This window comes from Synechococcus sp. ATX 2A4, assembly GCF_024346375.1.
In the GTDB taxonomy this organism is placed as follows: Bacteria; Cyanobacteriota; Cyanobacteriia; order PCC-6307; family Cyanobiaceae; genus MW101C3.
This window is the reverse complement of record NZ_JAGQCV010000019.1, coordinates 1-23,745: the sequence shown is the minus strand read 5'-3', so window position 1 is coordinate 23,745 and position 23,745 is coordinate 1. Positions and strand designations below refer to the sequence as shown.

At 59.5% G+C, this 23,745-nt stretch carries 23 protein-coding genes; 8 read left to right on the top strand and 15 right to left on the bottom strand.

The genetic code is table 11. The annotated features are described in order from the left end of the window. Positions 1–10: 10 nt before the first annotated feature. From KBY97_RS14040 to KBY97_RS14025, 4 genes are all read left to right on the top strand, one after another. Entirely contained in the window at positions 11–1,258 is a 1,248-nt protein-coding gene (locus KBY97_RS14040; protein ID WP_255147873.1) for an MFS transporter, read from the top strand. A gap of 52 nt (positions 1,259–1,310) precedes the next feature. Further along, complete coding sequence (ppk1, locus tag KBY97_RS14035) at positions 1,311–3,455, top strand: polyphosphate kinase 1 (RefSeq protein ID WP_255147872.1); 2,145 nt, start codon at positions 1,311–1,313, stop codon at positions 3,453–3,455. A gap of 233 nt (positions 3,456–3,688) precedes the next feature. Beyond that, positions 3,689–4,666 carry an RpoD/SigA family RNA polymerase sigma factor gene (locus KBY97_RS14030; protein ID WP_255147870.1) on the top strand — a complete coding sequence of 326 codons (978 nt, stop codon included), beginning with the start codon at positions 3,689–3,691 and terminating at the stop codon, positions 4,664–4,666. 5 nt (positions 4,667–4,671) lie between these two features. After that, complete coding sequence (locus tag KBY97_RS14025; protein WP_399217895.1) at positions 4,672–5,379, top strand: diacylglycerol/polyprenol kinase family protein; 708 nt, start codon at positions 4,672–4,674, stop codon at positions 5,377–5,379. Here the strand turns inward: KBY97_RS14025 and KBY97_RS14020 are convergent. Together KBY97_RS14020 and KBY97_RS14015 are read right to left on the bottom strand one after the other, a co-directional pair. After that, entirely contained in the window at positions 5,370–5,711 is a 342-nt protein-coding gene (locus KBY97_RS14020) for a hypothetical protein (protein WP_255147868.1), read from the bottom strand. The genes KBY97_RS14025 and KBY97_RS14020 overlap by 10 nt on opposite strands. 132 nt (positions 5,712–5,843) lie before the next feature. Next, complete coding sequence (locus KBY97_RS14015) at positions 5,844–6,932, bottom strand: 3-deoxy-7-phosphoheptulonate synthase (protein ID WP_255147866.1); 1,089 nt, start codon at positions 6,930–6,932, stop codon at positions 5,844–5,846. Positions 6,933–7,086: 154 nt separating this feature from the next. Here KBY97_RS14015 and acnB point away from each other — a divergent pair, with 154 nt between their 5' ends. The 3 genes from acnB (at position 7,087) to KBY97_RS14000 (ending at position 11,949) form a co-directional block, all read left to right on the top strand. Next, a complete protein-coding gene (gene acnB, locus KBY97_RS14010) occupies positions 7,087–9,717 on the top strand; it encodes a bifunctional aconitate hydratase 2/2-methylisocitrate dehydratase (protein ID WP_255147865.1) in 2,631 nt (876 codons plus the stop codon). Between the two features lie 8 nt (positions 9,718–9,725). Continuing rightward, positions 9,726–11,105: a ClC family H(+)/Cl(-) exchange transporter gene (locus tag KBY97_RS14005; RefSeq protein ID WP_255147863.1), complete on the top strand. Its 1,380-nt coding sequence runs from the start codon at positions 9,726–9,728 to the stop codon at positions 11,103–11,105. A gap of 148 nt (positions 11,106–11,253) precedes the next feature. Beyond that, positions 11,254–11,949 carry an exopolysaccharide biosynthesis protein gene (locus KBY97_RS14000; RefSeq protein ID WP_399217893.1) on the top strand — a complete coding sequence of 232 codons (696 nt, stop codon included), beginning with the start codon at positions 11,254–11,256 and terminating at the stop codon, positions 11,947–11,949. A gap of 22 nt (positions 11,950–11,971) precedes the next feature. Here KBY97_RS14000 and KBY97_RS13995 read toward each other — a convergent pair whose 3' ends face one another. The 12 genes from KBY97_RS13995 to KBY97_RS13955 all read right to left on the bottom strand — a co-directional run bounded on the left by KBY97_RS13995 (position 11,972) and on the right by KBY97_RS13955 (position 19,896). Continuing rightward, positions 11,972–12,460, bottom strand: a complete 489-nt coding sequence (locus KBY97_RS13995) for a hypothetical protein (RefSeq protein WP_255147862.1) — start codon at positions 12,458–12,460, stop codon at positions 11,972–11,974. A 140-nt stretch (positions 12,461–12,600) separates the two neighbouring features. Continuing rightward, positions 12,601–13,749, bottom strand: a complete 1,149-nt coding sequence (locus tag KBY97_RS13990) for a 2OG-Fe(II) oxygenase (protein WP_255147861.1) — start codon at positions 13,747–13,749, stop codon at positions 12,601–12,603. Positions 13,750–13,883: 134 nt separating this feature from the next. Continuing rightward, positions 13,884–14,246, bottom strand: a complete 363-nt coding sequence (locus KBY97_RS13985) for a hypothetical protein (protein ID WP_255147859.1) — start codon at positions 14,244–14,246, stop codon at positions 13,884–13,886. A 540-nt stretch (positions 14,247–14,786) separates the two neighbouring features. Further along, positions 14,787–15,122 carry a type II toxin-antitoxin system PemK/MazF family toxin gene (locus tag KBY97_RS13980; protein ID WP_255147858.1) on the bottom strand — a complete coding sequence of 112 codons (336 nt, stop codon included), beginning with the start codon at positions 15,120–15,122 and terminating at the stop codon, positions 14,787–14,789. A gap of 403 nt (positions 15,123–15,525) precedes the next feature. Beyond that, the gene (locus KBY97_RS14855; protein WP_399217890.1) at positions 15,526–15,750 is read right to left on the bottom strand and encodes a type II toxin-antitoxin system HicA family toxin; all 225 of its coding nucleotides are present in this window, start codon (positions 15,748–15,750) and stop codon (positions 15,526–15,528) included. Further along, the gene (locus KBY97_RS14850) at positions 15,747–15,962 is read right to left on the bottom strand and encodes a type II toxin-antitoxin system HicB family antitoxin (RefSeq protein ID WP_399217901.1); all 216 of its coding nucleotides are present in this window, start codon (positions 15,960–15,962) and stop codon (positions 15,747–15,749) included. The genes KBY97_RS14855 and KBY97_RS14850 overlap by 4 nt, the downstream gene beginning before the upstream one ends. 145 nt (positions 15,963–16,107) lie before the next feature. Beyond that, positions 16,108–16,461 carry a type II toxin-antitoxin system PemK/MazF family toxin gene (locus tag KBY97_RS13975; protein ID WP_255147855.1) on the bottom strand — a complete coding sequence of 118 codons (354 nt, stop codon included), beginning with the start codon at positions 16,459–16,461 and terminating at the stop codon, positions 16,108–16,110. 422 nt (positions 16,462–16,883) lie between these two features. Then, entirely contained in the window at positions 16,884–17,243 is a 360-nt protein-coding gene (gene mazF, locus KBY97_RS13970; protein ID WP_255147853.1) for an endoribonuclease MazF, read from the bottom strand. Beyond that, on the bottom strand, positions 17,243–17,485 hold the full coding sequence (locus KBY97_RS14845) for an AbrB/MazE/SpoVT family DNA-binding domain-containing protein (protein WP_399217888.1): 243 nt from the start codon (positions 17,483–17,485) through the stop codon (positions 17,243–17,245). The genes mazF and KBY97_RS14845 overlap by 1 nt, the downstream gene beginning before the upstream one ends. A gap of 161 nt (positions 17,486–17,646) precedes the next feature. Next, positions 17,647–17,979 (bottom strand): type II toxin-antitoxin system HicB family antitoxin, encoded by a 333-nt coding sequence (locus KBY97_RS13965; protein WP_255147850.1) that lies wholly within the window; start codon positions 17,977–17,979, stop codon positions 17,647–17,649. After that, positions 17,976–18,230, bottom strand: a complete 255-nt coding sequence (locus KBY97_RS13960) for a type II toxin-antitoxin system HicA family toxin (protein ID WP_255147848.1) — start codon at positions 18,228–18,230, stop codon at positions 17,976–17,978. The genes KBY97_RS13965 and KBY97_RS13960 overlap by 4 nt, the downstream gene beginning before the upstream one ends. Before the next feature lie 166 nt (positions 18,231–18,396). Continuing rightward, the gene (locus KBY97_RS13955) at positions 18,397–19,896 is read right to left on the bottom strand and encodes a hypothetical protein (protein ID WP_255147845.1); all 1,500 of its coding nucleotides are present in this window, start codon (positions 19,894–19,896) and stop codon (positions 18,397–18,399) included. A gap of 187 nt (positions 19,897–20,083) precedes the next feature. On the opposite strand from KBY97_RS13955, the gene KBY97_RS13950 reads away from it, so the two are divergent. Next, complete coding sequence (locus KBY97_RS13950; RefSeq protein ID WP_255147843.1) at positions 20,084–20,902, top strand: hypothetical protein; 819 nt, start codon at positions 20,084–20,086, stop codon at positions 20,900–20,902. A 175-nt stretch (positions 20,903–21,077) separates the two neighbouring features. Here the strand turns inward: KBY97_RS13950 and KBY97_RS13945 are convergent, their stop codons facing one another. Next, positions 21,078–23,654 (bottom strand): DEAD/DEAH box helicase, encoded by a 2,577-nt coding sequence (locus KBY97_RS13945; protein WP_255147841.1) that lies wholly within the window; start codon positions 23,652–23,654, stop codon positions 21,078–21,080. Positions 23,655–23,745 lie beyond the last annotated feature (91 nt).

The following is a 23,745-nucleotide window of genomic DNA, read 5'->3' as shown; positions in this document are numbered from 1 at the left end:
CGTTGATGCCATGGGTTGGCCGCGCCCCTCCACCCGCTTCTGCGTTTTCCTCACCCTGCTCAACGACAGGCTGGGCGAGAGCATCGTGTTTCCGCTGCTTCCCTTTCTGCTGGCCAGCTTCACCAGCGATGGCCGCACGCTGGGGCTGCTGGCGGGCAGCTACGCCCTAGCCCAGTTCCTGTTCACGCCGCTGATCGGCGCCCTCAGCGACCGCTTCGGGCGACGGCCCGTGATCGCCGGTTGCGTGGCCGGCTCGGTGCTCGGCCTGGGTGGCTTCGCGCTCACCCTGGCCGTGCCCTGGCCGCCAGGCAGTGCCTGGCCGCTACCACTGCTGTTCGTGGCGCGGCTGATCGATGGCGTCAGCGGTGGCACGGCCGCCACCGCCGGTGCCGTGCTGGCCGACATCAGCCCACCGGAAAAGCGGGCCAAGGCCTTCGGCCTGATCGGCGTGGCCTTCGGCGTGGGCTTCATGCTCGGCCCTGCCCTCGGAGGCCTGCTGGCGGAGATCAACCTCACCCTGCCGCTGCTGGTGGCCGTGGCGGTGGCAGCGGTGAACCTGGTGCTGGTGCTCACCGCCCTGCCGGAAACCCATCCGCCGGAAGCCCGCCAGGCGCTGCCGCGCAAGCGCGAGCTCAACCCCCTCACCCAGCTGGGCAAGGTGTTCAGCAACCCGCAGGTGCGGCGGCTGTGCCTGGCCTTCTTCCTGTTCTTTCTGGCGTTCAACGGCTTCACCGCTGTGCTGGTGCTCTATTTCAAGGAGATGTTCAGCTGGGGACCGGGCCGCTCGGCCGCGGCCTTCCTGGTGGTGGGCGTGGTGGCCACGCTGGTGCAGGGGGGCCTGATCGGGCCGCTGGTGAAACGCTTCGGCGAATGGCGACTCACGATGGCGGGGCTGGGCATGGTGATCGTCGGCACGGTGTTGGTGCCGCTGGCGACCCCGGCCACCGCCCAGCCGCTGGTGTTCATCGCGGTGGCGGTGCTGGCGGCCGGCACTGGTCTGGTCACCCCCAGCCTGCGCAGCCTGGTGTCGCGGCGGCTCGACAGCGGCGGCCAGGGCGCCGCCCTGGGCAGCCTGCAGGGCCTGCAGAGCCTGGGCAGCTTCATCGGACCGCCCCTGGCGGGGGTGGCCTATGAACTGATCGGCGAAAAGAGCCCGTTCTGGTTGAGCATCGTGCTGCTGGCGGCCGTGGCAGTGCTGATCGCCTTCGGGCTACCCCAGGCCGGGGCGCAAAGGCAAGCAAGCGCTGTACAGAAGTAATGGAGGTTGCTGGCTACCTTGGTGCCGACACAGGCATTGAGGTCAGTGGGTGATGCGCGAACCAGTGGTGGCCCCGGAGCTCTACATCAACCGGGAGCTGAGCTGGATTGCCTTCAACAGCCGCGTGCTGGCCCAGGCGCTTGATCCCCGCACGCCGTTGCTCGAGCAGGCGAAGTTCAGCGCCATTTTCAGCAACAACCTCGATGAATTCTTCATGGTGAGGGTGGCCTCGCTGAAGTCGCAGCTGGAGGCCGGGGTCGACACGCTCAGCGACGACGGCCGCACCCCGAAGCAGCAGCTGCAGGCCATTCATGAGCGGCTGCGGCCGCTTTTGGAGCAGCAGCAGGCGCACTATCGCGGCCATATGAAGAGCAGCCTGGCGGAGCACGGCGTGCACCTGCTCGATTACCAGCGGCTCAACAAGGCCCAGAAACAGTGGGCCGACGACTACTTCAAGACGGCGATCTTCCCGGTGCTCACCCCCCTGGCGGTGGATCCGGCTCACCCGTTCCCGTTCATGAGCAACCTGAGCCTGAACGTGGCGGCGTTGATCCGCGACCCCGACACCGGCCAGCAACAGTTCGCCCGGGTGAAGGTGCCGCAGAAGAGCTTGCCGCGCCTTGTGGAGATTCCCACCGAGCTCAGCGGCCGCAACGCCAAGGATGTGGTGTTCTGCGCCGTGCCGCTCGAGCAGGTGGTGGCCTTCAACCTGCAGCTGCTGTTCCCCGGCATGACGATCGAGGGGCACTACTTCTTCCGCATCACCCGCGACGCCGACCTTGAACTGCGGGATCTGGAGGCGGACGATCTGATGGAGGCGCTGCAGGAAGGCCTGCGCAAGCGGCGGCGGGGCGGCGAGGTGGTGCGCCTGGAAGTGGCCGATGAGATGCCCGAAGAGGTGGTGGAGCAGCTGGTGGAAGCCACCGATGTGGAGCCGGAAGACCTCTACCGGATCAATGGCCCTCTGGGCCTCGACGACCTGATGAGCCTGCTGGCCATTCCCCTGCCCCAGCTCAAGGACAAGCCGCACATCGGCCGCACCAACGCGGCGTTGGCGCGCACCCAGAAGAGCCGTCTGGAGGATGGCTCGCTCAAGGCCGAAGACTTCCAGAGCATCTTCGCGGTGCTGCGCCGCAACGATGTGCTGCTGCACCACCCCTACGACCTGTTCGCCACCTCGGTGGAGGAATTCATCAACCAGGCCGCCGATGACCCCTCGGTGCTGGCGATCAAGATGACCCTCTACCGCACCTCCAAGAATTCGCCGATCATCCTGGCGCTGATCCGGGCGGCCGAAAACGGCAAGCAGGTGATGGCGCTGGTGGAGCTCAAGGCCCGCTTCGACGAGGACAACAACATCCAGTGGGCCCGCCAGCTGGAGCGCTCCGGCGTGCACGTCGTGTACGGGGTGCTTGGCCTCAAGACCCACACCAAGATCATGCTGGTGGTGCGCAAGGAGAAAGAGCGGTTGCGCAGCTACGTGCACATCGGCACCGGCAACTACAACTCCAAAACCTCCAGCCTCTACACCGACATCGGCCTGCTGTCGGCGAACGAGGAGCTGGGCAAGGATCTGGTGGAGCTGTTCAACTACCTCACCGGCTTTTCCAAGCAGCAGAGCTTCCGCCGCCTGCTGGTGGCGCCGGTCACGCTGCGCAAGGGCATGGAGGGGCTGATCCAACGGGAGATCGACCATGCCCGCGCTGGCCTCGGCGGCTCGATTCGGGCAAAAATGAATTCGCTGGTGGATCCGCCGATCATCGCCTTGCTCTATGCGGCCTCCCAGGCCGGGGTCACGATCGAACTGTTGATCCGCGGCATGTGCAGCCTGCGGCCCGGTGTGCCTGGCGTGAGCGACAACATCAAAGTGGTGAGCGTGATCGGGCGGTTCCTGGAGCACTCCCGCCTGTTCCGTTTCGCCAATGCCGGCGAACCGGAAATGTATTTCGGCAGCGCCGACTGGATGCCCCGCAACCTTGATCGCCGGGTGGAAGCGGTGGCGCCGGTGAAGGATCCAGCCCACCAGCTGTTGCTCGAGCGCCTGCTCGATACGTATTTCAACGACAACGTCGCCGCCTGGGACATGCAACCCGACGGCACCTTCATCCAGCGGCAGGCGGAAGGGGAGGAGCATTGCGCCCAGCGCGATCTGATCAACGGCTGGCGCACCGCGCTGCAACCGGCAGCCATCGCCTGAGCCTGGACCTGCGCCTTGTCCCACAGCCGGGCGGCCGCCTCGCTGCGGCTGCCGCACATTGCAGCAGCGCAGCCCTTCATCGCCAAATCAACGACCACAAGAGGGGTGCCGCCGTCGAATAATTCAGAAATGAAGATGTGACCACTTATTTGTGGCAAAAGCAACCGAATCATTACCCTTTCATCGGCAAGTCTCTGCTATGTTCCGGCCACAACTAGCAGGAGGCCGAGGTGATGGGGACACCTCCGCGATCCACATCTGCGGCTTCGGCTGCGGGCGGCGGCGTCAAGCCACCGCCACGGGTGGGTCAACAGCGGTCCAGTGGGCGCTTGAGCGTCGATTCGATCGGCTGGTATCTGAGCAACATCGGCCGTGTACCACTTCTCACGGCGGCTGAAGAAATTGAGCTGGCGCATCACGTGCAGGGGATGAAACGCCTGCTCGAATTGCCCGCCGACAGCCTCACCGTGCGGCAGCGGCACCAGATCCGCATGGGCGCCCGTGCCCGTGACCGGATGATGGCCGCCAACCTGCGGCTCGTGGTCAGCGTCGCCAAGAAGTACCAGAACCAGGGCCTTGAGCTGCTGGATCTGGTGCAGGAAGGGGCGATCGGCCTGGAGCGCGCCGTCGACAAGTTCGATCCGGCCATGGGCTACAAGTTTTCCACCTATGCCTATTGGTGGATCCGCCAGGGCATGACCCGGGCAATCGACAACAGCGCCCGCACGATCCGGTTGCCGATTCACGTCTCCGAGAAGCTCTCGAAGATGCGGCGCATCACCCGGGAGCTCTCGCACCGCTTCGGCCGCCAGCCCAACCGGCTGGAACTGGCCCATGCCATAGGCATGGAGCCCCGCGACCTGGAGGAGCTGATCGCCCAGAGCGCACCCTGTGCCTCCCTCGACGCCCACGCCCGCGGCGAGGAAGACCGCAGCACCCTGGGTGAGCTGATCGCCGATCCGGCCAGCCACGAGCCCATGGATCACATGGACCGCAGCCTGCAGAAGGAGCACCTGGGGGCCTGGCTGTCCCAGCTCAATGAGCGGGAGCAGAAGATCCTCAAGCTGCGTTTCGGCCTGGAGGGCTCCGAGCCGCTCACGCTCGCCGAGATCGGCCGCACGATCAACGTGTCGCGCGAACGGGTGCGCCAGCTGGAGGCCAAGGCGATCATGAAGCTGCGGCTGATGAGCAACTTCCAGCAGGCCGCCTGAGGCCCTTGGCGCTGCCGCTCTGGTGGGAGGGGCTGGGCGAAGGATGGCGGCAGGCCCTCGGGGTCGCCGCCGTGCTGCTCTGGCTGGCATTGATGGTGCTGCTGGCGCTGCAGACCAGGGCCCGCTGGCCGCAGCGGCCGGAGTGGAGCCGCAAGGTGCTGCACATCGGCACCGGCCCGGTGGTGCTGATCGCCTGGGGGCTGGGAATCCAGCGCTCGATCGCCCTGCCGGCGGCGGCGGCGGTCACCGTGGCAGCGGCGCTCAACCACCGCTTCCGCCTGCTGCCGGCGGTGGAAGATGTGGGCCGCGCCAGCTACGGCACCGTGGCCTACGGCGCCGCCATCACCACCTTGCTGGCCCTGTTCTGGCCGGAGCGGAGTGATGCGGTAGCCGCCGGGGTCCTGGTGATGGCCTGCGGCGATGGCCTGGCGGGCCTGCTGGGGGCCTCGATCGCGTCGCCGAGCTGGACGATCGCCGGCCAGCGCAAATCGCTGCTGGGCACCGCCACGATGGGGCTGGTGAGCCTCGCGGTGCTGGCGGTGCTGCGGCTGGCCCTGCCGGCGGGCGGCGGGCTGGGCCCGTCGCTGCCGGCGCTGGTGGTGATCGCGGTGGCGGCGATGCTGCTGGAGCAGTTCGCCCTGCTGGGCATCGACAACCTGGCCGTGCCGGTGGCGGTGGGCCTGCTCTGGGTACTGCTTGGCGCTCAGACCTGAAGCATGCGCTCGCAGCGGTGGCGCCAGTCGTCGCGGGTGCCCAGGCCCGCCACGATCAGCCGGTCGCTGGGCTCCTCCCGCAACCGCAGCTGCCACTGGCGGATCACCTCGGCGCGCTCCATCCACACGTTCAACACGGTGCGCTGGATGCCTTCAGGGTCCCAGCCCCGCTGCTGCGAGGAGGCCAGGGCCCAACTGAGCAGGTCATCAAGCTGAAAAGGTCGGAAGCCGGCGAAGACAGGGCCGCTGTGATCGGAAGAGATAGATGTCTGCTCCAGATAAAACATCTGCAGCGGTTCTGACAATCCGCAGAATTGCAATAGATAAGACATGCCGCCTTCCCTGCAATGTGGTGAGGGCAAATTAGAGAGATCTGCTCCGGCGACTGTTCCCACTGAACAGTTCGTTGCAGAACATCAATCTGGCACTCACGATTAGGGAGTGCCAGCTACACAATCAGTCGGTCAGACCGCTGCCAGCACCTCGCCGCTGGGCGCATGGCGCTGGGCCTCCCTCATCGCTTCGGCCAGCTCGGCGAGCACTGCGCGGGTGGTGTCGAGGTCGATGCAGGCATCGGTGATGCTCTGGCCGTAGGTGAGCTGGGAGAGATCGGCCGGGATCTTCTGGTTGCCCGCCACCAGGTGGCTTTCGATCATCACGCCCATGACCGGGCAGGCGGCCTGGCGCAGCTGCTCGCCCACCTGGGCCAGCACCTGGCCCTGCAGGCGGTAGTCCTTGTTGGAGTTGCCGTGGCTGCAATCCACCATCAGCCGCGCCGGTAGGCCGGCCTTGGCGAGCGAGGCCGCCGCCGCCGCCACCGCTTCCGGGTGGTAGTTGCTGCCGCCCTTGCCGCCGCGCAGCACCAGGTGGCCATCGGGGTTGCCGGTGGTGGATACGATCGCCGCATGGCCCTGGCGGCTGATGCCGAGGAAATGGTGCGGGCGGGCGGCCGCCTCCATGGCGTTGATCGCCGTCATGGCGCTGCCATCGGTGCCGTTCTTGAAGCCGATCGGCATCGACAGGCCCGAGGCCATTTCGCGGTGCGTCTGGCTTTCGGTGGTGCGGGCACCGATCGCCGTCCAGCTGATCAGATCGGCGATGTACTGCGGCACCACCGGATCGAGCAGCTCGGTGGCGGCGGGCAGGCCGAGCTCGGCGAGATGCAGCAGCAGACCGCGCGCCAGGCGCAGGCCGGTGTTGATGTCGTAGCTGCTGTCGAGGTGGGGATCGTTGATCAGACCCTTCCAGCCCACGGTGGTGCGCGGCTTCTCGAAGTACACCCGCATCACGATCTCGAGCTGATCGAGGTGCTCCGCCCGCACCTTGGCGATGGCGGCGGCGTACTCCTGGGCGGCGGTCACGTCGTGGACGGAGCAGGGCCCCACGATCACCAGCAGGCGTGAATCACGGCCGTGCAGGATCGCCTTGATGCGCTCGCGGGCGCCGGCTACCACCGCCGCCGCCGCTTCGCCGAGGGGCAGCTCCCGGTGCAGCACCGCCGGCGCCACCAGCGGCCGGGTCTCCACCACATGGAGGTCGGAGGTGGGGATCATGGCGGCAGGCGGAAGGGCGCTGAAGACCCACCCTAGAAGCCGGCTGCAACGGCGCCGAACCCGCCACCGTTCTGCAGCCGATGCCACCGTTGGCGGTCCGGTGGGCGCAAAGAATGGAAGCCTCCCGTACGTTCAGGGGATGACCCCTTCTCCTATGGCTTCGTCCCCCATCGCCGCTACCGATCTGCTGGCCACCTACCGCAGCGCCGCTGCAGAACGTGAGGCCCTCGGCGTGCCGCCGCTGCCGCTCTCGGCGCCCCAGGCCCAGGCCCTCACCGAGCTGCTGCAGCAGCCGCCCGCCGGCGAGGAGGCGTTCCTGCTGGATCTGCTGAGTGAACGGATCCCACCGGGGGTGGATGAAGCGGCCTACGTCAAGGCGGGCTGGCTGAGCGCCGTGGCCCAGGGGCTGGCCACCAGTCCGCTGGTGGATCCGATCGCCGCCACGCGGCTGCTGGCCACGATGATCGGCGGCTACAACGTGGGGGCGCTGATCACGTTGCTGGGCCACGCCGATGTGGCGATCGCGGCGGAGGCCGCCACGGGGCTGAGCCGCACCCTGCTCGTCTACGACGCCTTCAACGACGTGCTGGAGCTGGCGCAGACCAATCCGTGGGCCAAGCAGGTGGTGGAGAGCTGGGCCGAGGCCGCCTGGTTCACCGAGAAGGCGCCGCTGGCGGAGGCGATCACCGTGACGGTGTTCAAGGTGGAGGGGGAAACCAACACCGACGACCTCTCGCCGGCCACCCACGCCACCACCCGCCCCGACATCCCCCTGCACGCCCAGGCGATGCTGGAAACCCGCCAGTCCGGCGGCCTTGAGCAGATCAGCGCCCTCAAGGCGAAAGGCCATCCGGTCGCCTACGTGGGCGATGTGGTGGGCACAGGCAGTTCGCGCAAATCGGCGATCAACTCGGTGCTGTGGCACACCGGCACCGACATCCCCCATGTGCCCAACAAACGCTCCGGCGGGGTGATCCTGGGCGGCAAGATCGCGCCGATCTTCTTCAACACGGCCGAGGATTCCGGCGCCCTCCCGATCGAATGCGAGGTGGCGGCGCTCAGCAGCGGCGATGTGATCACGATCCGCCCGTACGCCGGCACGATCGAGCGCGCCGCCGGTGAGCCGAACGCCGGCGAGATCGTGGCCCGCTTCGAGCTCAAGCCCAGCACGATCACCGATGAGGTGCGGGCCGGCGGCCGCATCCCGCTGCTGATCGGCCGCTCCCTGACGGACAAGGTGCGCGCCCGCCTGGGCCTGCCCGCTTCCGATCTGTTCATCCGCCCGGTGGCCCCCACCAACACTGGCAAGGGCTTCACCCTGGCCCAGAAGATGGTGGGCCGGGCCTGCGGCCTGGCGGGGGTGCGGCCGGGCACCAGCTGCGAACCGCTGATGACCACCGTGGGCAGCCAGGACACCACCGGGCCGATGACCCGCGACGAGATGAAGGAACTGGCCTGCCTGGGCTTCTCCTCCGACCTGGTGCTGCAGAGCTTCTGCCACACCGCCGCCTACCCGAAACCGATCGACCTCAAGACCCACGCCGAGCTTCCCGATTTCATCAGCTCCCGCGGTGGCGTGGCCCTGCGGCCCGGCGACGGCATCATCCACAGCTGGCTCAACCGCATGCTGCTGCCCGACACGGTGGGCACCGGCGGTGACAGCCACACCCGCTTCCCCCTCGGCATCTCTTTCCCCGCCGGCTCGGGCCTGGTGGCCTTCGCCGCCGCGATCGGCGCCATGCCGCTCGACATGCCCGAATCGGTGCTGGTGCGCTTCACCGGCTCGCTGCAGCCGGGCGTGACCCTGCGCGATGTGGTGAATGTGATCCCGTGGGTGGCGATCCAGAAGGGCCTGCTCACGGTGGCGAAGGCGGGCAAGATCAATGTGTTCTCCGGCCGCATTCTCGAAATCGAAGGCTTGCCGGATCTCAAGCTCGAGCAGGCGTTTGAGCTGACGGACGCCTCCGCCGAACGGTCCTGTGCCGGCTGCACGATCAAGCTCTCAGAAGCGACGGTGGCGGAATACCTGCGCAGCAATGTGGCGCTGCTCAAGAACATGATCGCCAGGGGCTACAGCGATGCCCGCACCATGGCCCGCCGCATCCAGGCGATGGAGGCGTGGCTGGCGGATCCACAGCTGCTGAGCGCCGATGCCGACGCCGAGTACGCCGAAGTGATCGAGATCAACCTCGATGACCTCACCGAACCGGTGCTGGCCTGCCCGAACGACCCCGACAACGTCAAGTTGCTGAGCGAGGTGGCGGGCGACCGGATCGATGAGGTGTTCATCGGCTCCTGCATGACCAACATCGGCCACTACCGCGCCGCCGCCACGGTGCTCGATGGGGCCGGCACCAGCGCCGCCCGCCTGTGGGTGTGTCCGCCCACCCGCATGGACGATGAGGTGCTGCGCGCCGAGGGTTACACCGCCAAGTTCGAGGCTGCCGGTGCCCGCATGGAGCTGCCCGGCTGCTCCCTGTGCATGGGCAACCAGGCCCGGGTGGAAGACAACACCACGGTGTTCTCCACCAGCACGCGCAACTTCAACAACCGCCTCGGCAACGGCGCCCAGGTGTATCTGGGCAGCGCCGAACTGGCGGCGGTATGCGCCCTGCTGGGCCGCATTCCCACGCCGGCCGACTACCTGGAGATCGCGGCGGCCAAGATCGATCCCCTCTCCGATCAGCTCTACCGCTACCTCAACTTCGACCAGATCGACGGCTTCAGCGAGGCCGGCCGCGTGGTGAGCATGGAGGAGGAGCAGAGGGTGCTGGCAGAGGTCTGAGCAAGGGGGTGCCGGCGGAAGATCCCCCCAAGCGCACGCTGCTGCGGAAGCAGGCGGGCACCAATGTGGTGCGGCGCCTGCTGGAGCACCGGCTGCTGCCGGTGGTGCTGGCCCTGATCCTCACCGGCCTGGGCGCGGCCACGGCCGGTCTGCTGTTCAAGCTCGGCCTCGATGGTCTGGGCCGCTGGCGGCTGCGCGTGCTTGATCTCGGTCCTGACCTGCTGCTGTTGCCGGCGATCGGCGGCGCAGGCGGCCTGATCGCCGGGCTGTTGGTGCAGCGGCTGGCCCCGGCGGCGCAGGGGTCGGGGATTCCCCAGGTGAAGCAGTTCCTGCGGGGCCGGCCGATCCCGATGGATCTGAAGGTGGCGCTGGTGAAGCTGGCGGCCGGCATCGTGGCGATCGGCAGTGGCTTTCCACTCGGCCCGTCCGGCCCCTCGATCCAGATGGGCAGCTCGGTGGGACACGCCATGGCGCGCCGCATCCAGGCACCAAAGGCCTTTGTGCGGCTGATCGTGGCCGGCGGTGGGGGCGCCGGCATCGCGGCGGTGTTCAACGCACCGATCGGGGGCTTTTTCTATGCGCTGGAGGAACTGCTGCGCGGGGCGCGGCCGGTGGTGATGCTGCTGGTGCTGTTCACCACCTTCTGGGCTGACACCTGGGCTGATCTGCTCGGGCTGGCGGGCCTGGGCCCGTCCCTCACCGGCCTGAGCCGGTCGTCGGGCACCCTGCCACTGGAGCGTCAGGTGTTCGCCTTCTTCGAGGTGCGCCCGCTCGATTTGCTGGTGCTGTTCGCCCTCGGTGCGCTGGTGGCCTGCGCCGCCGAGGCCTATTGCCGCTTCGTGGTGGGCCTGCACGCGCTGCGCCTGCGCTGGCAGGTGCCGCTGGCGGCGGGCATGGCCGGGGTGGGGGTGCTGCTCGGCCTCAGCGACGCCCTGCTGCCGGCGGATTTCATCAACCGGGCCGGCATCCGTCAGGCGGTGGCGGAAGGCGATCTCGACATCTCCCGGTCGCTGGCGATCTTCGCGGTACTGTTCCTCACCACCGGTCTGGCCGCCGCCGTGGGCACCCCCGGAGGGCTGTTCGCGCCGATGCTCACCCTCGGCGGTGCACTGGGGCTGGCGGTGGCGGGGGTGATCGCGCAGTTGGGTGGCACCGCCCCCAGCACGGTGGTGTTCGCCTGCATGGGGGCCTTTGTGGCGGCTTGTGCCCGCACCCCGATCACGGCGATGTTTCTCACCTTCGCCCTCACCAAGGATCCGTTGATCCTCAAGCCGCTGCTGGTGGCCTGCCTGGGTGGGTTCCTGATGGCGCAGCTGCTGGATCGCCAGTCGTTGTTCGAACGCCTGATCCCGCCGCTGGCGCCCGAGCCGCCCAGCAGCGCGCCATAAGATCTGCGGGCAATGCCCGTTGCTGGCCTGCCCGCCGCTGAGCCTCAGGGATCAGCCGCAAACCCAGACGCCGCCGATCGGACCGGCCGACCCGCTGGGGTTCGGGCCATCTGTCTCCATTCCGCCCATTCCCCAGCGCGATCGCCCTGTGCCCACCCTTTCCAGCGAACTCGAACAATTTTTCTTCGACAAGGAGCGTTGGGTGACAACAGAGGTGGACGCACCGACAACCGCCGTCGCCCCTGCCCACGCCATTCCAACGTCCGTGCAGCGGGGCAAGGTCACCCTCAGTGATCTGCTCGACCTCGCCGGTGAGCGCACCTTCGGGTTCCTGTTTGTGCTGCTGTCGTTTCCATCGGCGCTGCCGATTCCGGCGCCGGGCTATTCCGTTCCGTTTGGGATCGCCATGCTGCTGCTGGCGGTGCAGTTGCTGCTGGGCCGACAGGAACCCTGGTTTCCACAAAGCTGGCGAACGCACGGCTTCGAGGTGACCCAGGTGCGGCGGGTGCTGAAACTGGGGCTGCCCTGGCTGCGGCGGATCGAGTCGATTTCCCGCCCCCGGCTCACGCCGGTGTGCACCAGTGTTCCAGGCCGCATGGTGATCGGCCTGGCGATCGCCTTGATGGCGATTTCGATGATGATCCCCATCCCCGGCACCAACACCCTGCCAGCCATGGGCATCTTCGTCACGGGCTTTGGCCTGCTGGACGACGACGGCGCCATCAGCCTGGCCGGCCTGGTGCTCTGCGTCTGCGGCTTTGTGGTGTCGTCGTCAATTCTGCTGGCGATCGTGTTCGGCGGCTCCAGCCTGCTGGACCTGCTCAAACAGGCGATCGGCCGCTGAGATCAGCGGTGCAGGCCTGCTCCTACAAGGTGAACGCATACACAAAGATTCTTCCATCGGGTGCGAGGCCAACCCAGCCGTTGGCACGGCCAGTGAGAGATTGCGGGCTGTAGAACTCCAAAAAGCTCAAGTCGTCTTCGCTCAGCCACCACGGCTGGGATGGTGACGGTGCTGCACGCTTGATATCGTCGTCGTTTGAAAAGTGATTCCAGGGTTTCAGTGGAGACAATGCAGCCCTCCACGCAGGGAGATGGGCGGGAGCCACAGTAAGGGCGTAAAACGCCTCAAAGTCCGACGGACCGAGCCTGCCATCGCCGGTCTGCTGCTCGAAAAAGTGGGCGTCTAGAAGTGAGCTTGGAAGTGGGGCGGTTCTGCTGAGGAGCTTGGAAATCGCAGCAACGCGGTCTGCCGTCGAGCCATCAATCGTCTGAAATGATTGCGGGGCCTGCAGACTGCAAGCGGCCAGCGCACCTAGGAGACACAGAATGGGGCTCTTCAGGCGTGCTGTCATCGGTAGGGACGAGCTACATTGAACTTGTGAGATCAAGCAGAGGCGGGAGAAGGCTGTTGCACCTTGAGCGAAGGCTGTCCCACCTTGATCGAAGGAGTGAACAGCGTCTCACCGCTGCCGCTTGAGGCTGCCGCTTGAGGTCACTGAACCACCTCCGGCTTTTCAATGAAACCGAAATTCGCTTGGCGAACTTCAGCAGCCGCGTCGTCGTAAAGGAATGGTAGGTATGTGTAACGGGTGCCACGAGTGACAGGAGTGACCTCATGCAGCAAGGAGCACGAGAACACCACTGCGCCGCCCATCGGCGGAGAATATGTTTGCCTGCCAAATTCAGGAAATCTCAGGCATCCACCATCAAACTCTCCAGAGTTCAAAACAATTGACACGGCGAATCTGCGGTGAGCCGTGCCTTTGGTTGTGTTGTCCCGATGGGCTCGGAAATGCCCACCTACTGCTGCGTCATAACAAGCAACGATGTGTCGTTCAATTCGCGTGGCATGAAACTGAAATACTTTGCGGATTTCAGGAACAAGGCGATCATGGATCCTGGCCACGCATGTGGCCCTGAAAGCCTCATCATCAATCACCTTGTCAGATCTGCGCTTATGCCCGTAGTCATAAACACCTACTGTCTTGCCGTCAACATCTCGCATGAATCCAGAGTCTGATCCACCGCCATCGTCGTAGAAGTCAATGAGGCTTCGGCAGAGCTGCGGCTCAAAGATTCTGGGGATGACAAGAACAGGGGCAGGTACCAGCGCTGCCAGCGACGTGCCGATCTTTGGCGCTACAGCTATGAGTTGCGCAACGCTTGCGGCATGCGCCTTCGCGTCGCTACCAAAGGGGACAACGGAGTAAACGCGAAGCCGCTCATCCAGGATCACCGTGACGCGACTATAGCGCTGGCCATCAATACGACCATAAAGACGACTGACAGCACCGTCAAAGTCCCAAAAGAACCGAAACCCAGGCATGCTGTCATGCACACGTCCTTCATTCTCATCTCCAGGATCGACACTCACTCCAAAGAAGCAGGCATGATCATCGTCGAAAAGGTCGCGATGCCCCGTCAGGAATGAATCCAGCACGGCTTTACTAACTGGCTCTGACGAGGATGCATAAAAGCAAAGGACGATGTATCTACCAGCAACCGTGTCGAAAGAATACTTTTCATTTGATGCTGAGCGTGCCTTAAACCACGGAGCAGGCTCTCCAGGGATAGGCATCCGGAAGGTCCCCGCAGAATTGGTCACCGAGTCGTTCAGGGCTCCAGCCATGGCAAGTCCCATTCTCCACACCAATCAAAGCAAAAGCAAATCCCCTGGGGATGCTGGCCGGAACTGTACCCACCGAGGGGAAGAACAGTTGGTGCCTCGGGCTCAGCTCAAAACGCCAGCCACTTGGTCACAACAGAGACCGCGAACTAGTTCGGCGCGCTGAACGCGAGGGAGGAGTGGTGCAGAACAATGCGGATGCTGCCATCAGGCTCCCGAACAAAAGACCAGGTCATGTCGACAGTGGTGAGCGCCCCTTTGCCTTCGGTGAGGTCAACGTTGCCCATGGTGGTGGCAAACATGCCCTGGAGTTGGATCACCTGGTTGCGCACCTGGCAGGCTTTCCACGGCTTGATGGCAAAACCTGTATCGCCAGGAAAGTTGGGATCACCCCCCACAAAGTAAGCCAAGGCGCCAGCCTTGGTTGGTCTGAACGTCTGGGGAATCGTGGTGAGGGTCGGCTTGAAGGCAACGGCTCCAAATTGATAGGCGTAGGCCTGATCTCCTCGCAATCATGAAATGCAAAGACATAGTCCGGATAGCCTGCATGTTCAAGTGTCTTGTGAGGTCCTGATTGACGCTTAACTCTCCACTCAATAGAAGCTGCTAATGCCTTTTGGCTCTAGCTGACGGCCAATAACTCATGCAGGGACTGGAAGCGAGAACCGGATGCGGACTGGCTCGGATTCGCAATTTTCAAGCCGATCAGCGATAACACAAAGGGCCAGGACCTCGGCCTTTACCATTACATCAGCAGAGGAACTCCCGTATGCAAGGACCCCAGGTAACTGCGGCACCTCGGCGATCCAACGACCGTCTATTTCTTGTTCGCACTCCAAAGTGAAGTTCATACTTAGCTCCCTAATGTTAGCACTGTAGCAATATCCCAGCCTAGAGCGCATCCTCTTCATCAGCTCAGCCCGGCTCCCTTCCCAGAGATCCGGCTAACGCTCGCCATCACCTGGCCGGAGAAAGCTTCTGGTTCGGGATCTCGTTGGACCTCGGAAAATTGAAGGTGGCGGGTCATGTGCATGGCTGTGTTAGCCAGGCATCTACACAGCGAACATCGCCTGAAGAACACTCAGCAGCTCATTCAGCGTAGTCTCCGACAGACTCCCCAACCGCTTGACTAGACGGTCTCTGTCTACAGCTCTCAGCTGATCAGCCACAACATGGCCGTCCTTGCCATCAAACCTGCAACGCACACGAAATGGGTATGGATGGCCGCCAGTTGTGAGCGGCGCAACAATGAAAGTGCGAAGGTGAGCATTAAGCTCGTCCGGCGACACTACGGCACAAGGCCTCGTCTTCCTGATTTCAGATCCTCGCGTGGGATTCAACGCGACAAGGAAGATATCGCCTCTTGAGACGTGGTCTTCAGTCACCATGACCACTCTTCGTCATCAAACTGGGTGTCGCTCGTTTCATCGAGAAGTCCCTCTGGCGCCAAAGACGATGCCGACTCTGCCCAACCAGCCCTCGGATGCACGGATGGCCTGATGGTCAGAACCCCTGGAGCCGCTTCGATCTCGACTTCGTCAGCGAGCCCTGCAACCTCAAGCAGCGGCTTGGCGAGGCGGATACCTCTCGAGTTGCCGATTTTGACCAGCTTCGCTCGCACCACGACCACACCCTGCACACGTGCTCACATTGTAGCCACGGTGGCGACTTCCGCGCATCCCCCTGCTCTGGCTAACGCTCAAGATCAGCGGCGGGAAGAAGCCCAGTGCATTCATCAGACATCTTTGGCACCGGCCGCTGAATCTTGATGTTGGACAGCCGTTGAGTTCGTCATAGAAGGTCTTGCAATTCGGTTCTTGAGACCTTGATATCTCGAAGGATGCTTGCCAGGAGGCCAGGCCCCAAAGTTTCATTAGAATGAACGGGAACAACTGTCGTTCTTCCGTCCAAGTGCTTAAGGAAACGGTGGCTACCTCTTATCCTGATCTCTTCAAACCCAATTCCCTTCAAGGCTGCGATGAGGGTCTTTCCTGAAACTGCAGAGTATCTCGTCACACTTCTACGGTAACTCGCTGTACTCCCACAAAATCAAGTGTCTCAGGATCAGTGCCTGCAACCTCAAGGCAAAGCTCAATGGCTTCCTTGATTCGCTCCATTAACTGATCCAGCGATTTTGCTTGTGTGTGGCACCCGGGTAGCGCAGGGACCGTCGCCACAAAGAACCCTTCAGAATCCTTTTCGATTACTACATCAAACTGTCTAGACATTGAAATCACCTCCTCATGCCACTGTAGCTGCTTAAGCGCGGACTGGTACAGGGGCCCTACTTATCTGTTGGTCCAACGCTCCAAATCAGAAGCGGGCATGAATCTCGGCACAGAAGCCATTGCTCCCGTCTTCTGAATTTGGATGTTAGAAGGTGTCATCTTTCAGGGAAGCAGACAGTATTTCAATGAGTTGGTAAATGACTTCTGAAAGCTTGGAATGGCTCAGATGTCCAGCAACTCCAAGAATGAGAGCCTCATTGGCAGTGAAGAGCTTCGCGCCACGGATGAAACTTTCTCGTTTGATGCCACCTGAGAGGAAGTCGGACTCTTTGAGGGGCAAGGCATGCAAATCACCATATTGCTTGCTAGTGATCTGACAAAGAAGGAAATCACCTCTGCCCGCTTCAGCAAGGACAAGGGCGGGCCTGCGCTTGGATTGCGACAGATCGGAATAAGGGAATGGAATGATGACTACATCACCTACTGAAGGTGCGCCCATGCCTCTTCTTCATCTGGATTGAGCCAATCATCTGAAAGCGAGGGTTCGCTTAATGCGATTCCGCTTAACGCAGAATCCTCGTCGCTTCGTGGCACTGCGACCAAGACCTTGAGGCCCTTTTGGAGATGTACTGATGTATTGAGCCGTATTCGTCCGTCAGGCTCAACAACAGCATCATAGAGATTTTCCATTTCTTTCTTCAAACCTCCCTTGCATTCATCTCCACCTTAGCCAAGAAACCATCGAGTTGCTCTCCTGGCTTGTGAATGGGAGATCGGACGGCCTCTACCCCGAAAGGACTGAGCCCACAGCCTCCCACGCATCCTTCTAACGCTGGCCATCACCTGCCCGCAGTGATCTGGAGCCAAAGCAACCCTGAGGGCACTCTGATTCTGCGGTGGCGGGTCAGGTGCATGGCCATGTTAGAGAGTGGCAGCATTGTCAGGATTAAGGAGAGGCAGGATCCTTGCCGTAACCATCGCCAGTAGCTCATACGATGCTCGCTCAATCAGCTTCGCCTTCCTGGCACGCCAGTCAAGGCTCTTCAGCTGATCGGCAAGAACGACACCGTTCACCCCAATACCTTCTGGCAAGACCACCTCAAATGGATAACCCTTGACACGAGAGGTCACAGGACAGAACAAAGCCAGGCCAACCTTTGCGTTGTAGGCCTTCGGTGAAATCACCAAAGCTGGTCGCCTTCCAGCCTGCTCACTACCTGTCTGCGGTGTGAATTCAAGCCACACCAAATCTCCTCGATCAGGGACGTATGCGGCTGTCACTAGAAGATCTCCGCCCCGACAGCCGATCCCGTATCAACAGACGAATGGATATTACTCTCTGAGACGCCTGCCAAGAGATCATCAAGACTAAGTCGAGTAGGGAGAGCTGGCTTCATAACAAGCTGGCCATCCTTTGAGCTCAGGCTTACTTGAGTGCCAGCAACCAGGCCTACCTCCTCCGCCAGACCACGCGGGATCCGCACCCCAAGACTGTTTCCCCATTTTTGGACCCGCGTCTGCATGGCAATCAAGCGGCTATACGCTGAGTATACCGGCTTTGGGCTGCATCTGCTTGACCCCCAGCTCTCTAACGCTGCCCCTGAGTGGCAGGCAATGAGCCTGGGGTTGCGAAGCAAAGAGCTGCTGGTGGCCTGTCCACTCGAGGGGCTTGTTATCCGTTCCTCTACGCCGAGACACTTCTCTGGAGTGCTTCCTGGGCAAGTGAGTTGAGACTCTTTCCTTGTGCCTCAGCGGTCATCGCCAGTTTCTCATGAAGTTCAGGCGGAATCCGAAGGTTGAACTTGCCTGAATAGTGTCTGCGGGGTTCGATTCCTTTCTCCTTGCAGACCTCAAGAAAGACCTCCAATGACTTTGTAAATTCTCGGCGAAGCTCCTCAGGACTGGACCCATAAAAGTCTGCTCCTCCAGAAAGCCCCAGAATTTCCCCGCGAAACTGATCCGTCTCCTCGTCGTATTCAATTTTGGCGTTGAAGCCATCCACATTCATGCGATTCATGGTGTCACTCCGTGTTCTTCAAGCCATCTGCGGATCGAAGCAACAGCACCCTTGTCTGTATCGGGCGATGGGTGGGGTCTGTGGAAGACCCTGACTTCGCCAAACAGGAGGACCGCAACTCGGCTGCCCGCTCTCTCACTGACATCCCCACCAAGCTCCTGAAACAGGGCCTCGATGTCCCTCCAAGGCAGGCTGCCGCTTACGGGACGGGAGAAGATCAGCTCAAGGGTGCGCTGGTGCTTCCGCTTCATTCCGCCATGGTACTGCCTACCGGTACCAGGCGCGGCTTCCGGTTAACGGCTTGCTGGATACGGATAACGCTCCAGATCAGAAGCGGGTGAAGATCTGAGCAATGCAGGTAACTCATGCTCCCGTCTTCTGTATCTGGATGTTATACAGCAATGTGCACGTTGCATCCTACTTCTTCCTTTTGCCCCTGCTTGGCTTCTGTGTCTGATTCTTGTCAGTGCCAAATCCGTTTGGTTTCCGTATCGCATTCTTTGGTCTAGGCAACACTGCTGGATATTCGTCTACGCTGAAGCCCTTGAGCGTTGGATTCGATAGCATTTCAAGACCTGATGCTATAGCGGCAATTTCAGCTATCTCTTCTGTGCTATATGCTGCAAGGTCAATGTAAGCAGCATCGTGGGAGCGGCCGCCATTGTCAATTCCAGGTTCGGTTGCAAGACCTACAACATGCCTGGCTTCAGGGTGGTGCGCTTTTAGATTTACTCCACTAATCTCAACCAACTCTCTCCTCATTCTTCTATAGTTAGAGTAGTTACTTGCTGCGTCGACAGGAAGAGTCATGAATAGATAGTGCGGCTGACCTGGCTCTATTGGCATCACGTATCTTGTGGCCCGTTGATTCCGAGGTGCTAGTTCAATGAACTCCCCATACATAATGGAAAGCGCTCTCCTGCGTAGACGTGGCTCGCGTGCGAGCCAACGAAGAAGTGTTTCTGCTTCTCCAAGATCGGAGCCAGTTCGAAAGTAATGAGTACCGCTTACTATATGCCGACTGTGCTCCTCTATTAATGCATCCCAAACATAGCTTACTCGATCTGCCCTGAGTTGTGCATCTCGTTGCTCGCTATGGCAAAACTTTTCCCAATGCCCTTCCTCAAAGAATAGGGCGTTGGGCGTAACGGTATTGCCGTCGCTATCCCATACAGCAAAGTCATGCCGGCCTTCTTGATTGACATTAGATAAATAATAGGCCAGCAGATCTTCTTCCCCAAATGCAACTACATGTGTTGACGATCTGAGCAAGGCTTCTTTCCGCTCCAGATAATTCACAAAGTCGCTAACAGTGTCAACAGTCTTTAGCACTATATCCAGTGTCTGATCGCCAAGAACATGCACAAAGCTTCGTGTGGCCTCAATATCTCCTATAGCAAAGCATCGCTCATTTGCGCTTGCGTAATGCTGGCTAGACTGGATTGATGAATCGATCATGAGGCTGCCCTTTCCTCCCAGCTCATCCTGACTCCTCTTTTGATAATTGTGCGCAACAACTATTAAATTAAAGCGTGCTTGGCTTGGATCTGGGATCTGGATGGGAAATCGCTGTGAACAGCTTCTATCAAGAAAGAGCCTATTTGGGAAAGACTTAATCCAACGCTCGGCTCCCCAAGCCTGCTCCGCTGACTTGTAGACTGCACGCTTAAACCAGCGATTCCAGTCTGTTGCCAAACAGCCAGAATTTGGAAAGCGACAGTCTTTATCGGAAAAAATGATTATGTTATTTTCGAATACTACTATTAGATCGCAGATCTCTTTGCCATCCCCAGCCTTGGTCTTGTTCTGATCCCTGTAGATCCCCGGATAGCTCCATAGTGAAAGGAAAGTCTTATCACAAAGAGACTTAAGGTAACGCTCGGATTGAGTAACTCCCTCTGCACGCTCATTGGTCATAGTTTCAGCTGTTGTCTCCTTTCAAGATAGGCATCTCAGGCGTGGGGGCTTTGGGATGGCTGAAGCCTGACTGTATAACGCTGCCCCTGAGTGGCAGGCAGGATGCTTGGGGGGCGGAGCAGAGAGTTGATGGTGGCCTGTCCACTCGAGGGGTTTGTTGGGCGGCCCACTGTTACCAATGCCTATCATGGAACCCGATTCGGATGCCCCAATGCTCAGCGAGGCTGCGCAGGAAGCTTTTGAACACGTGAAGGAAGAGATGATGGTCCTCAATCACGTGTTCGTTCAGGATAAGTTCACCATGGGTCAGTTGGGATCAGATAATGCTAAGTATTTCTTCTCGGTGCGAGATAGCATCATATATCGATCCAATAGTTTGATGTGGCATACTTCTCAGCTAAGCTCTATTCATGCTGATCTGGAGTTGCAGCTTCATTCAAGCTTCTTGGCCGGAATGCACACGGCAGAGCTTCTTCCATCGCACCAGGCAGGCCTTCATTACTTGTTTGATGATATTGTATTTGGCAATGTATCACTACTAGATTATGTCGCAAATCTAGTCGGGCTTGTTTTTGAAGGATTTGCGCAGCGCGGAAAGTACAAATGGAACAGTGCCTTTAAGTCTGCTGCCTCGAATCACGGTCCACTTTCAAGCAGTGAAACTGGCAGCCTACTTATACAGGCTCATAAAGACTGGGTTAATTGCCTTCAGGCATATCGGGGTGACTTAATTCACACCCATGCAATACTGGGCAATGCTTCGCATGAATGGAAGTTCGATGCAAGTGGAATGCAGTTATCCTTGCGGGTTGTCATTCCAAGCAATCTCAAAAAGCTCTTCACGAGGATTCCACAGCCTCATGACAAGCTTGATATATGCAGTGCTGCTGAGATGATTGGCATAACAAGTGCCAATCTGTCTGCCAACATTCTCTCCAGTCTGATCACAAGAGTCAGGACCAACTCGAACAAACCATGGATTCGTGATCCAGATACTACCTCATAGATATTCGCTGAATCTTGAGCTTTGCTGTCTTCTGCTTGACCACCCAACGCCCAAGATCAGCGGCGGGCAATCGGCTAATGAGCTAGCGACGTATCTTTAGCCCCGTCCGCTGTATCTTGATGTTGGGGTGTCCCTTGGTAGATAGCACCAGGATGCTGTCAAGTCTAACTGCAGACTAATCTATTTCTTGGAATGGAAGAAAGTAAGCCCCTACTATCCGCTCATGATTCAAATTAGACGATTGCAGAAACTGTGCGCACTCAGAGATCAGATCTGGGCCTGACCGCTGGCTACTTACAAGGGCTTTAAGGATGCGTCGAGCATCTGAAACCAGCTCAGCAAGCTTCTCATACGTCAAAGCAAGAGAGCCCTGCGCTATTGCATTTCTTGTAGCATTAGAAGTTGGGTGAACACTTGCTCTATGACAGGGCTGGCCTGGATATTCAACATTAAACCATTGCTCGGCAACCAAGAGTTGGCCATGTTGCTCCTTGGTCAGAACATTCTTTCCCTGCTTTCGACTTTTGGCTTCAATAACAATGCCTGTTGCCGATGGAAGTAGCCATAGGACGTCGGGCCCTTGGCCGTTGTTATCAAATCGCTCAGATGAGAGCCCGATAAACCTAGCAAGATTTGCGAGTTCCCGTTCGAAGATATTGGATGATGACTCTGGAGTTAACAGCGAAACTGTGTATTCGAAAGAGCTTAGCAAGCCCATACGCGCTCTATACTCATTCAGCTGTTCACATATTGCCCTTTCTTGAGCTGCTGGTACTGCAATTCTCTGGTAAGGGGGCTTTACTCTTGGACGCGTAAGATTCTCGTTGAAGGAAAAGGCTTGTGCTTGTAAGTCCTGAGCCTTTTGAGTATTCCCCCAGGCATTGGCGATACGCCCAGCAAATTGGAGCAGCCATCCCGCAACTTGCTTTTCTGCGTGAGGAGAAGTCTGCAGATACCTCTCAATTTTGGTTATTGCTTGCTCGGGATATCCCCTTTGCCAGCACCCAAAGGCACGTCTCTCAACAGATGCTTGGTCAATAAGATCTTGATTTGTAGTCTCATGCTGAACCATATCAGCAAGTTTTTCGGCATGATAAGATGTCCAGTCAGTATCGCGACTAATTCCCTTGTTTACTGTACTAAGGACATCCCCTTCGCCCGCAATTGATTCACTTATCACTGCGCCCATCTCGATCTGAGCCTTTGTAGCATCAGTGAGAAATTGGTAGTTCACTGCCTTGCTAATCCATGCAGACAGATCTTTACCGGTCATGATCACTACGCAATGATCACCAGATCCCCTCGCACCACGACCAATGCCCTGTTCAATTCTTTGCGCAAGCAGTCGAGTTAAAGCATTTCCTCCATAAAAGCAAATGCGTCTGTATTGTTCATATGCCGAGCTGCCTCCGGGCAGGCCATCCATTAACAACAATCTACATGAATTCCCTGGAAGATCGATACCATCGTACCGATTAGAAAAGGCTATGGGGCCTATGGTTACTCCCTTTTGAAGTTCGTCCACTGCCTTCTCAACGGCTTCCGTTCCTCGGGCCACCATCGCTACATCAGCCCATTTTGCAGCACGATAATCAGACGGCGACAATATAACAGTCCCTTTGCCTTGCTGGGACACATTCTGAATCACGGTTCTTGCTAGAGTTGGTGTATCGACCTCAAAGTTCATCAGATCTGGAATAAGAATCATCCGCTCACTAACGCCAGCCAGCGATTGAGAAGATAATGGCTGCCTAACGAATTCGGCATTGGCATTGAATGTACGCACTATCTCACTATCATCGGAAATCGTTGCCGACATGTAGACCCTTCTAGGAGAGGCTGAAAATGTCGGGAACAAGTTGACTAGTGGAAGAACGGGAGTTATTGTAAAAGAACTATGACTTACGAGAGCATGGCAAAGATGAAGATTGTCTCGAAGCAGCGGCCAAACGAATGGGTAACTTGACGACTCTAATGAAAGTTGAGTCTTGACGCTTTCAATATGATCTAGCCACGCCCAGTATGGAACCTCAAGTAAGCCGGTCTCTCTGCCTGCAACGATGTCATCAAACGTGCCCAGTTTGTCAATTTCTCTAAATGACAGCCTGAACAAGGTGCACAGGTCAAAATACCTCTGCTGAAGCTTCTGCTTCTCAATCTCAAGCGTAAAGGAATCCCGAACCGATCCAAATGCTACATGTGCATCATCAAGAATCACCGCTGAAGCTGATTGTATATCCGGCTGCCCCAATAGGCCAAATTTGCTGCGCCCGTTAAACAATGATCTATACGTAGCAATCATAATTATATCTGCTCGCTCAAAGCTCTCACTCAATGCTCTTCCTTTCTCGTATACCACTGTCTCAATGCCATATTGGCGAGCCTTCTCAGATGTTTGCTTGACCAGCTGATTAGTAGGGACTAAATATAAGACGGGGCCACCTTTCTCATTTATTGTTGATTGAGCAATCAGGAGGCCGACAAGCGTCTTGCCGCCGCCGGTATGAAGTTTGACGACGATATCTTGCTGGTCTCTCCTGTTGTTCCATTCGCGCAGAACCTCTGCCTGGCTAGTGTACAAATCATTGATTTCCGGTGGTTTCGGCTGTCTCCTAAAGATCTCTAGCGGGTCAATTGGTTTTGCCTTTGCCGATTCAGCGCGTAGCTTTTTAAAGTCAACCATTAGAAAGGTCTTTTTTGAGAAAGATAGCAGCCCAACGCCAAGATTAGAAGCGGGACGCAGCCTTGGCATAGACAGCAACCTCAACTCCCGTCTTCTGTATCTTGATGTTATACGGCTTTGACGCCACGCATCAACTCTCCCAGAGGCTTTTCCAAGGCAT